The 9,923-nt window shown below is 58.6% G+C and carries 14 protein-coding genes and 1 pseudogene; 12 read left to right on the forward strand and 3 right to left on the reverse strand.

Features of this window, described 5'->3' with window-relative positions; all coding sequences use genetic code 11:
• Positions 1-23: 23 nt before the first annotated feature.
• The 5 genes from AC5ZG5_RS17060 (at position 24) to AC5ZG5_RS17080 (ending at position 3,676) form a co-directional block, all read left to right on the forward strand.
• Positions 24-422: a hypothetical protein gene (locus AC5ZG5_RS17060; protein ID WP_456642816.1), complete on the forward strand. Its 399-nt coding sequence runs from the start codon at positions 24-26 to the stop codon at positions 420-422.
• 16 nt (positions 423-438) lie between these two features.
• Positions 439-1,569 carry a hypothetical protein gene (locus AC5ZG5_RS17065; RefSeq protein ID WP_456642815.1) on the forward strand — a complete coding sequence of 377 codons (1,131 nt, stop codon included), beginning with the start codon at positions 439-441 and terminating at the stop codon, positions 1,567-1,569.
• A gap of 24 nt (positions 1,570-1,593) precedes the next feature.
• Positions 1,594-1,746, forward strand: coding sequence for a hypothetical protein (locus AC5ZG5_RS17070; protein ID WP_456642814.1), 153 nt, complete (start codon positions 1,594-1,596; stop codon positions 1,744-1,746).
• Between the two features lie 184 nt (positions 1,747-1,930).
• Positions 1,931-2,506: a hypothetical protein gene (locus AC5ZG5_RS17075; protein WP_456642813.1), complete on the forward strand. Its 576-nt coding sequence runs from the start codon at positions 1,931-1,933 to the stop codon at positions 2,504-2,506.
• 126 nt (positions 2,507-2,632) lie between these two features.
• A complete protein-coding gene (locus AC5ZG5_RS17080; RefSeq protein WP_456642812.1) occupies positions 2,633-3,676 on the forward strand; it encodes a hypothetical protein in 1,044 nt (347 codons plus the stop codon).
• Positions 3,677-3,946: 270 nt separating this feature from the next.
• On the opposite strand, the gene AC5ZG5_RS17085 is transcribed toward AC5ZG5_RS17080, so the two are convergent.
• A complete protein-coding gene (locus AC5ZG5_RS17085; protein ID WP_456642811.1) occupies positions 3,947-5,014 on the reverse strand; it encodes an acyltransferase family protein in 1,068 nt (355 codons plus the stop codon).
• Between the two features lie 138 nt (positions 5,015-5,152).
• Here AC5ZG5_RS17085 and AC5ZG5_RS17090 point away from each other — a divergent pair, with 138 nt between their 5' ends.
• Positions 5,153-5,359: a hypothetical protein gene (locus AC5ZG5_RS17090; protein WP_456642810.1), complete on the forward strand. Its 207-nt coding sequence runs from the start codon at positions 5,153-5,155 to the stop codon at positions 5,357-5,359.
• 189 nt (positions 5,360-5,548) lie between these two features.
• Here the strand turns inward: AC5ZG5_RS17090 and AC5ZG5_RS17095 are convergent, their stop codons facing one another.
• Positions 5,549-6,082 carry a hypothetical protein gene (locus AC5ZG5_RS17095; RefSeq protein ID WP_456642809.1) on the reverse strand — a complete coding sequence of 178 codons (534 nt, stop codon included), beginning with the start codon at positions 6,080-6,082 and terminating at the stop codon, positions 5,549-5,551.
• Here AC5ZG5_RS17095 and AC5ZG5_RS17100 point away from each other — a divergent pair.
• The 3 genes and pseudogenes from AC5ZG5_RS17100 (at position 6,068) to AC5ZG5_RS17110 (ending at position 8,126) form a co-directional block, all read left to right on the forward strand.
• Complete coding sequence (locus AC5ZG5_RS17100) at positions 6,068-6,778, forward strand: FkbM family methyltransferase (protein ID WP_456642808.1); 711 nt, start codon at positions 6,068-6,070, stop codon at positions 6,776-6,778. The genes AC5ZG5_RS17095 and AC5ZG5_RS17100 overlap by 15 nt on opposite strands.
• Before the next feature lie 31 nt (positions 6,779-6,809).
• A pseudogene (locus tag AC5ZG5_RS17105) lies at positions 6,810-7,197 on the forward strand (hypothetical protein).
• A 98-nt stretch (positions 7,198-7,295) separates the two neighbouring features.
• Positions 7,296-8,126: a DUF3800 domain-containing protein gene (locus tag AC5ZG5_RS17110; RefSeq protein ID WP_456642807.1), complete on the forward strand. Its 831-nt coding sequence runs from the start codon at positions 7,296-7,298 to the stop codon at positions 8,124-8,126.
• A 146-nt stretch (positions 8,127-8,272) separates the two neighbouring features.
• Here the strand turns inward: AC5ZG5_RS17110 and AC5ZG5_RS17115 are convergent, their stop codons facing one another.
• A complete protein-coding gene (locus AC5ZG5_RS17115; RefSeq protein ID WP_456642806.1) occupies positions 8,273-8,395 on the reverse strand; it encodes a ribbon-helix-helix protein, CopG family in 123 nt (40 codons plus the stop codon).
• 159 nt (positions 8,396-8,554) lie between these two features.
• Here AC5ZG5_RS17115 and AC5ZG5_RS17120 point away from each other — a divergent pair, with 159 nt between their 5' ends.
• Genes AC5ZG5_RS17120 through AC5ZG5_RS17130 form a run of 3 tightly spaced genes read left to right on the forward strand, consistent with a single transcriptional unit; the run spans position 8,555 to position 9,658 of the window.
• A complete protein-coding gene (locus tag AC5ZG5_RS17120) occupies positions 8,555-9,178 on the forward strand; it encodes a hypothetical protein (protein WP_456642805.1) in 624 nt (207 codons plus the stop codon).
• A gap of 7 nt (positions 9,179-9,185) precedes the next feature.
• The gene (locus tag AC5ZG5_RS17125; RefSeq protein WP_456671188.1) at positions 9,186-9,479 is read left to right on the forward strand and encodes a hypothetical protein; all 294 of its coding nucleotides are present in this window, start codon (positions 9,186-9,188) and stop codon (positions 9,477-9,479) included.
• Positions 9,476-9,658 (forward strand): hypothetical protein, encoded by a 183-nt coding sequence (locus AC5ZG5_RS17130; protein ID WP_456642803.1) that lies wholly within the window; start codon positions 9,476-9,478, stop codon positions 9,656-9,658. The genes AC5ZG5_RS17125 and AC5ZG5_RS17130 overlap by 4 nt, the downstream gene beginning before the upstream one ends.
• Positions 9,659-9,923 lie beyond the last annotated feature (265 nt).

A 9,923-nucleotide genomic window follows, 5' to 3' on the forward strand; every position in this document is an offset into this window, starting at 1 on the left:
CGCAAGCAAGTCGGTGGGCGTCTGTGATCCGGTCGGACCCCGGCGCGTTCGTGCTCGATCCGTCATCGGTACAGCGCGGGCCAGGCCGTCGGTTGCCGGAAACGCTGGCTGTGCTCGCCGAGCGTGATCGGTTGCTCGTCGAAGCAGCGACTCGCCATCTCGCGCACCTCTCAAACGCTGCCGCCGCAAAGCATCTCCATCGAGCGCTTTGTCGATATCGCGAAGGCGCGTGGCAACGCGACCGTGTCGCGATCGAGTGCCCGGCGCGCCATCTCGGAAAATTTAACGCAGTCCTTTGGGCAATCTTGAAGCTGCGCGATCACGTTCCATCCGAGCGCACGATCCGCCGCGCCTGTGGAAGAAGCGAGAAATTTGAATTCGTGGCCAACTTATTCGGCGATGTTGTCCCGCAACGAAATTGAGAGAAAGCAGCAGCAAATGAACGATATCGTTCCGGGCATCACGTCGCCGCTAATGTCGATGAAGTTCGGCGACGTGGCGGACCGCCTGCGCCCGGCGGCGCCTCAAGGATACGCGCGGATGATAGCCTTGCGGCAGCAGCGTATCGACCGGTCGGCGACGAGGGTCATCGTCAGCGATCAAGAGGACGAGGTCCGGCAAGACTTGCTTACGAAGCAGCAGCGCCGGAGGCGGCTGATTACCCCGAAGACCGAAGGTGGGTACGGGCTTTTCGCGGGGGCGTTGAACGACGACGGCACCGTGAAAGAGCCAGCCGACATACAGGTCGTCCAAATCGACAACGAAATCGATCGCCTGACGGCCGAGTTGAAACGGCTCCAAGACCTACTCGAGGTGCGGGCTGCGCGCTTGCAGACCGTCGATCGGCTCGTTCGCCGGTGCGAAGAATGGTTACTCGGCGTTCCGTCCGATCAGCGAATTGTCGACTTGTCGCCAGATGCTAGCGAAAAGCCGGTCCGCCTCGAGGCGGTGCCGGCCGCGCTGGAGAAGCACCGAAAGAGGCGCCGCGATCTCGCCGCGGATCGCCACCAAACGGAATGTGCCCCGCATTTGTCTGCGGACGCCAAGGCTAAGATGCGCGGCATGATCGAAGCACGCGCCGCCACAGGCGCTCCCGTCGTGTCGCCCCTGATCGAGCACGGCGACAGTGTCGAATGGCCTAAACTCGGGGGGCGTTTAGAATTGTACGGGTACGTTGCAAAGAATGGAGATGAGGTTCGAGGTTTCGCGGTGCCCGGTGAAGATGCCATCGACAGCTTTGGGGTGCTTTGCTGGCTTCAGAAAGACGCGCTTATCGCTGCGCTTGAGCGCGAGATCGACAGCGAGGCTGACGATGATGCGGCGCTCAGCGACGCGCAGCGAGCCGAGAAACTGGCCGTGATCGCTCGCGACACGCTGGCGACAGAGCGCGCCATCTCGTCCCTCATTTGGCAGCTTCAAGAAGCCGGCCAGCCCGGCGACCATGATGAAGATACCGCCATCGAGGCTGTTCTGCAGGTTCAAGTGGTCGAGGGCGCCGCCGACACCGGTCTTCTCGGACGTTTAGCGCGCGGCGTCCGACATGCGTTCACTGTCACCGCGCCGGTGTGAAGTATTGTCATGGAGGAGATTGCAATGGCCGATCAGAGCAAAGAGTCCAAGCCGCTGCCGCGGCGGCGGATGCGGCAGACCGATTTCGTCCTGATCGGTGATCCGCCGGCGTTCGACGCCTTCGACCCGCCTCACAATGGCGGCGCACAGTCGCCGTCGGCGGTCAGCCAGGGCTAGCGTGGCGCGTGGTGCGCTGGATCGAACACGGGGTCGGCGGACACTGGCCACCAGAAAGAGGCCCCAAAGGCTTGGCCGGGTCCTCTGGGGCTCACAACTGACGCGGGGGACGCGCGACGGCGATATTTCAGGATTTCTGGCGTTTCGAAAATCGGACTTACACTAACACTTTCGGGAATGATGAATGGCTAACGCGAAGCGCTTAGCGAAATCGAAATCGGCGAAATCTGTCTCGGTGTCGGAGATGGCGCGACATCTGGATTTGTCCCGTGCGCGCATCTTGCAGCTCGCTGACGCCGGCACCTTGCAGCGCGAGGTGGGCGGGACCTTTGATCTCGAAGCCTGCCGGCTTGCGTACATTCGGGCGCTCCGGAGCGCTCGACCGCCATCGACAAAGAGTGAGGCGGAAACCGCGTTGATGATGGCGCGCGCTCAAAAGGTGCAAATAGAGATTGCGGAGAAGAAGAAGGAATTGATCCACATAAACGACATGCTCGATTTTGTTGATGCGCTGGCAGGCATCATGCTGCCTGCTCTTGGCGGCTTGCCCGCACGCGCAACGCGTGACTTAGAGTTGCGCAAAGGAATCGAGAAGGCAGTCTTCGATCTCCGCACGGACATTGCGAACGCCTGTCGGAAGAAATCTGGAGCATACGAGGAAGACATGAAAAGACACGGGATCAAGCGTGAGCGGAGAAAAGATGGAGATCAGGAAGAATACACACTTCAGACCGGGCGTCAAAACGTTGAGCCTCGCTAAATTCCGAGAGATAGGGTTTCGCCACTTCGAGAAGCGCATCCTCGAAATTTTGGCCGAGCTGCCTTGGAACGTCGACGCGCAGGCGGATGGGCTTGACGGTGCAGAGAACAAGGAAAGTCACAAATCATGACGGTCACGGTTCGCAGCATTTCATCGACGGCGTATCAATCGAGCACGAACACGGTGCTGCCTCCGCCGAGCGGGCTGGCGAACGGCGACGTATTGACGGCGATCATTGCTGCAGGACAGGCAAATACAGAGACGACGATCACTGCGCCGGCCGGCTTCGCGCAGGTCGCCGGGGCCGTCTACGTCTCCGAAACCGGCTTTTGTGTCGGTGCGGCGGTCTTTCAAAAAAGAGCGAGCGGAGAAAGTGGCAACTACACGTTCATTACCAATGGCGGGGTGGCGTGCACGCAGCAAGGCCTTCTCATCGCGTCGCAAGGCGCGCTGGCGACCGGATCACCGATCGATGGAGCATCGGCGAACGGCGGCAGCTCGCAGTCAACGAGCACAACCGACTTCGATACCTGGGGCACAGACGCGACGGCTGAAGCGATCACGACGGCGGCGGCGAACAGCATGGTGCTGTTTTTGTCCAGCACCTGGGGCGACTTGTCCGGCTCCATATCACCGCCAACTGGATTTACGGAGATATATGACGCCGGGATCATTTACGCTGCTTGGAAAATCCAAGGAAGCGCCGGCAGCAGCGGCGATGTCACAACTCAGGTCAATCCCGGCTTCGCGCCGTGGACTGCATTCCTGGTCGGCATCGCGCAAGCAGCCGACTTCGTTATTCTCGGAGATCGCGCGATCGACAACGGACTGGCTGCGCTACGGACCGACTGCGACAAGATTTACGTCTGCTCGCAGACGCCAACGTCATTTACTGAGGCGACATCGACCTACGCGGTAGGGAACAAGAACTGGGGCGCGGGCAACGCGTTCGGGTCTCCTGGGGCTAAAAGCGGCGGCGGTCGACAGGTGTCCTCAAACGCAATCACCGACGGCGCCATCACGACGAACGGCGCTGTCGGCGCCTGGGCCGCGGTCGATAGTGTGAATTCGCGGTTGCTGGCCGCAGGGTCTCTCTCCGGCGGCAAGGCGGTGACGGCGGGGCAGGTGTTTACGCTTGGCGTGGTCACGGTCGGACTTCCGAAATCGTAGGTGTGGAACATGGCTGATAATCTCCCTGCAGCAACTGCGGTCGACGCTCGCGCGGCAAAGCCTGTCTCGGAGCCGACATCGGCCGCCGCCGCTCGTCGCGGATCGCACGCTACCGGCAGATGCAGGATGGCGCTGACGGGGGCGGGCAGTAGTAGATGATCGAGGCACAGGGGAGCAGCATCGTGTCGACGCAGACCCCAGAACGCGGGAAACAAGGTGGGAAACAGAAGCAAAGGTCCGTGGGTCCCAGGGCCTTGAAGAAAATTCGATCTAGGTGGTTTGCGCGTCAAGGCGCGGGCGTTTGACCCAGTCCTTCCACTTTAGGATGGGTCCCTCGATGTATGACCATGAGACGTGGGCAACGCCAATCGATGCAGCAGACAACACAAAGAAAACCGGCCAACTGTCCCACGGCAGATCGAAGACATTCCGAAGCCAGTGCGCGACGAACAAGTGGTAGACATAGATCCCGTAGCTGATCTTTCCGATGTAGCGCAGGGGCAACCATCCCAGCCAATCCAGCCATAAGCTTGAGCCCGCTTCCGCCGCAACAAAGATCACGCTCCCAAAGAATGCAGCTCCGGCGAACGGATAGAACAACGCGCGCGGCCAGTCGATATAGCGCAGCGAAATCGACATCGCCACGAAGACGATGGCCGTTACGATAATCCATCCCTTGCTTCGCACCAATCCAGACAGCCGCTCAAGATTCTGAGTACGCTGCATCTCGGCGAGAAGCGCGCCGGCCGCTAAGCTCGCGACATTGCCGGGAAGCAGGACGGTTGTTTGAGGCCCCATTTGTTCAAAATAGACGGCCGATCGAAACAGGAGATTGATCGCAAAAGTCGTCGCTATCGCAGTCAGAAAATAGCGACGCGGCGTCCATATCACCACAAAGAACCAAACCAGATAGAACTGCTCCTCGACAGCCAGGCTCCAGAAATGGTTGGCGCTGGTATTCCATTGCCCGGCCAAACCGATTTTGAAATTGGTAAGGTACAGCGCGTGGACCCACCATTCAGACTGCACAATATATCCGGCAGCCACAGTGACGGCGATCGTGAGATAGAAGGGCGGGGAAAGGCGACAAAACCTGCGCCAGTAGAAATGCTTGGCTGCCGCCAGCGTCTCGACGCCCTTGTCACGATAGCCCATCAGAATGCGGGTGATCAGAAATCCGCTGAGCACAAAGAACAGCGTTACACCGGCGCCACCGGGGCTCAACGATCTGAACGAGGGGGAAAAGTGTTCGAACAAGACTCCGATGATGGCGACAGCCCTTAACCCATCAAGGCGCGGAATGTATGGGGTGGTATCGCCTACAACGAAGGTCGCCATTGCACCCCAAAATAAGCTTGTTGTAGAAAATCAACTGCAAATATAATTAATAAAAGATATCGATTATAAATGGACGTGTCAAATTAAACGATACCGCTTACTTAACGGTACCGCTAAGTGGGGGCTCAATCTTCGGCCATGACAAATATTCCGATACCGTTTATTCAAAAGCGGATGGGAAGACCGCCGCTAGGAATCAAGCCGACACAGGTGCGCCTCTCGGCGAAAACCCGAGAGGAGATACGCGAGCATGTGGGCGACAGCGGGATGGCTGATTTCATCCGCCGCGCGGTCGAGAAAGAGCTGAAGAGTTTGCGCCGGAAGAGGGCCAAAGAGAAACGTTAGCGGGGTAATCCGGCAATTAGGACCTGCGCCGGCCGGTTCGCCTCACTTCCGATACCTCATACTCGAACGCCGCGCCTTCAGGGTCATTCTCCTCGAACCACGTCTCGGCCGCATATCCTAGTTGGCGAACACCTTGATGTGGTCCCGGTCGCCTACCTGCTTGCTGGTGTCGACATAGACGAACACGGTTCATTGGTCCCTCTTGAGCTTTCTCTTGCCCCAGTGGTGATCTTTGCGCGCTGGATTGAACTCGCGAACGTGGTCGCGGTTCAAGGCCCGCATGACGCCGATGCGCGCGAACATGGTCGGTCCGGTCAGTTCGACCACCAGCATAAGCGCCTCGGTTGCGGCTTGCCATTCCGGCGCGCTGGCCTCGTCTTCGGGGAGGGCGGTGATATAGCTCGCGGCGTCGCGCAGGGAGACCAGCAGGCGACCGTCCGGTACGCTGATCGGGTCGTTGAACTTGCGACCCCAGCCCGTGCCCTCTGCCATCGGTCCCCTGGACATCCAACCGGAGGAGCAGGGTACGGCTACATTTCGATGAAGATTTGAGTCTTCTCGCTCAAAAAGCGATGATAAGATGTCGAAATTGGCCGCGTAGTGAGCAATTGGCTCTACCTTTTCATCCTGAGAAGTACTGGTTATCGACCCCGTCCTGGATGCTTGTATCAACGGAAGGTGGCGTTTGCTGAAACGGGAGATTTTCAGATGCGGATTGCCCATGCCGTTCGCCGTAAGATTCAGTCGGTTGCAGCGAAGTCCGGTTATTTGATCGAACGCAGATATGACCTAGAAAAATACCGGCTTAATCTCTTGGAACTTGTTGTAAAACAGGCTGCACCAAGTGATCCGAATTTCTTTTTCCTTCAAGCGGGAGCTAATGACGGCGAGGCCTTCGACCCCATCAACCTGATGGTGCGCAACTATCGTTGGCGGGGCGTTCTCCTTGAGCCGCAGCCCGATGTATTCAAGCGGCTCGTGGCGAACTACAAGGGGCATGAGGATCATCTGACTTTTGAAAATTCCGCGCTGACTGACGTGGATGGAGAGAGGCCATTCTGGACCGTTGCTGAGCAGACGGGACTTGGCTCCTTCGATAAGGATATGATCTATCGTTCTGCTCCGAAAGGAGCGACGTTCATCGAGCGTCGGGTGATGACCATTTCGCCTCGCACCCTATTTGAAAAACACAACATCAACCGGATTGACCTTTTGCAGGTCGACACCGAAGGTTTCGATTTTGAGATTATCAAGCTAATCATCGGATCAGGTATCAACCCTCGTCTCATCAATTACGAGCATGTTCACCTTTCCTCGAATGATAGGCAGGAATGCGCGACATTGCTCGGCGAGCGCGGTTATAGGCTATGCCGGGCAGGACATTACGGTACTGATACATTAGCTCTGCTTGCTGCCTAGTCAGTTCGCGGCTGTCCCCGTCACCGGGATCATGGGCGCCGAGATCCGCGCCCAGAGCGCGCGCGAGGCGGCACGCAAGGCCGCCCAGGAGGCGGAACCGTGCAGAGGCCGAAGCTTGGTTCGGTGCGCATGGAAGGCTACGGCGGGCCGGCCCAGCCGTCCCCGACGATCGGCCAATGCATCAACGGCGGGCTCGGCTGGCTGGAGGTAAAGTGCAACCGCTGCAAGACCAAGGCGAGCCTCTTCCCCTGGACGCGATCCGCCGGCCGCGGGAAACCCCGCTGTGGAAGCTCGAGGCCTCGCTCAAATGTCGGTCATGCCGGAAGGGCCGCTACGCGCCGCCGGTGCACATGATCAAGCTGACCCAAAAGCAGGAGATCACGCCGTACAAGTGGGTGCGGCCGGAGGAGGATAGGTAGAGTTGTTCGGGATGCATCCGAATCATTTGCACTCTATGCTAGAGCGCGGGACCGTCTTCGTGCTAGCGGCGGGGGAGTCCGTTGGGTGGTTTGGATTAATGCAGGAAAACTCAAAAATTGTGCGACTATATTTCGACGATTCTGGCAGTCGATTACCCGATGACGATGAGGAGGATCGAAACGACGGCATCAACGGGTTCGCGCTAGGCGGGGTCTTGATCGACGATCAGGATGTGCTCGAAACGAACAAACGCCACGAGGCCTTTGTAAAGAAGTGGCAGCTGCCTGGACCTCTGCACTCAACGAAGCTCAGGGGGCTGCGAGATCAATTCCGATTTCTGCGAAACAATCCCGAACGGGACAAGTTTTTCACCGAACTTGAGGAATTGCTGCTGGGCGTGCCGGTGCTCGGGATTGCCTGCGTCATCCATCGGCCCGGGTACAACGCGCGATACAAGGAAGCGCACGGTCCCAATCGGTGGAAGATGTGCAAGACGGCCGCCACTATTCTAGCCGAGCGCGCAGCAAAGTACGCCGACTCGCGCGGCGCAAAGCTCATGATCTTGTTTGAGCAATCTGGAAAGCGCGAGGACCGCGATATCGTCGATTATGTGCGGTCTCTGAAACAGAATGGAATGCCATTCGATCAGAGTAATTCGGCGCCTTATAGCTCATTGAGGGCAGAGGATTTCACGCGGATCATTCTCGGAGAGCCGCACCGAATCACGAAGAAATATGGGCTGGCCCAGATCGCTGACCTATTTCTGTACCCGATGATTAAGGGCGGATACGATGATAGCTATCCGCCGTATGCCAAGTTGGTCGGGCGAAATATGGTGATCGACTGCCATCTTAAGGCGGACGAAATTCCTCTCCGAGGGGTGAAATACAGCTGTTTTGATTTCAAAAAAACAAAAGGCTCGGTTTGACCGAGCCTCTTGGCGGCCTGCAATATCGGCAGACCCCGGGGCGTTGCCCACGTATCGATATTGGGGATTTCGGAGACGTTTGCAACATTAATTTTTTCTTACCGCCCGTGGAACCAATCCCGGCGCAAGAGGTTCCGTCGCCCGGATTACTTCTTCGCCTTCAGCCCGAGCTCTACAAGACGACGGATGGCCTCAGATCGGTTTATCGCATTGGCGGCCGAATAGCCGTCTATCGCCTCGATCATCTCTTTCGGAAGACGAATATGCACGCCGGGGTCTCTTCCCCCGGACGGCGGGCGCCCGCGTCTTTTTGATGCTACCTTAATTGACTTCGTCATAAATACGGTGCTACCATAAAAGCAAGCCGAAGGGAAGGTTACAGCTCCCCCTCGGCTCTGACCCGTAACCATAGAGGACTGAGAAATCCCATGATCCAGGCTAAGACGCGTGTTATCACGCCACCCCTAAACTCGTCTTCAAGCAACGTTGTAGTGTCGACCGCTGACGGCGCCGACTCCTCTCGACGTGCGTTCCTCGCTCAAGCCGCCGCGGTGGCCGCTGGAGCAGCCGCCCTTGGTGCAGCCCTTCCGGTGTCAGGATCGGCAGCCGCCGCGGGGCTGGCTCCCGATTCGATTCTACAGGTCATCGAGAAGCACAAGGCAGCCTACGCAGCATATGGAGCGGCGATCGATCACAGTGGGGATATGGAACGCGAGGTTCCAAAGGAAAGGCGCCGCTCAGATTTCGACGCCTCGGGGGAGGAGATATTCGAGACTGACGATCCGAGATGGATCGAGTCCCAACGCGCTGTGTCACGAACGAGTCGCGAGGTCGACGAGGTCGCGATTGAGCTTTTGAATGTCCGCCCGACTACTCTGGCCGGCCTTTGTGCCCTCGTCAGGTATGCCATCGATCACGACGTCGACGGAATGCACTGGCCGGCGCGTCTGGAAGATGGAGATATAGAACGGTCTTGGCACTATTTCCTCCTCGAGAGCATCCTTGAGGTACTCCCGGCTCTGGGCGGCCACGAGCAAGCGGGTACGATGTAGTGGGGTGATGGCCATGCAGACAGAACACCAGATCATCACGCCGCGGCGAAACTTCCTCATCAGGGCCTTGGGCTTCACAGCGGCCGGCGCTGCGGTGCCGGTGGGCATCGTGACGCTTGCCGACGCCAAGTCGAGGATGGATCACCATCGGGCCGAACTGCTGAGGGCATGGGAGGACTATTACGCCGTGGCCGTGTGCAGCGTCGTCGGCAACAGCCTCGAGCCGAAACGCGTGCTCGGGGACAGCAGCGACGGAGCGTGCCTCATCTTCCGGGCCGTCAACCAGGAGCGATCCCGATGACGGCAGTAACGCAGGACCACCGCCGTCACGCCATCCAGATAGCGGCTGCGCTGCCGAACGGTACAAAGGACGCGCTGATCGTCCTACGGCTTGCAGAGCGGCTCGTAAGGGACTTCCTGATCGATACGGAGGACAAGGCGCCGGCGGCCAGCATCGTCCGGCTGGTAGAGGACAACTGACGAATACGCCGCCGGGCTGGAAATACAGCGTCCCGGCGGCGTTCATCTCACTGGTGCCCTGACCGCCATTCTCATTCTAGACTGGAAGCAAATAAGGCCTCTGCCGGCCGACATTCTTGGTCCCGAGAGCGTAAGCGCTAGTCGCCCCTGTCAGCCGGGTGATGAGCCGGCGGGTTTACGCCTCTATCTAGGGTCTGTACCTAATTAGCGCACTCTGATTCCCTTGGACCGAACTGATTCGGCACGGGGGACTTCGATGCGCAAA

The organism is Bradyrhizobium sp. Ses1 (genome assembly GCF_059512365.1).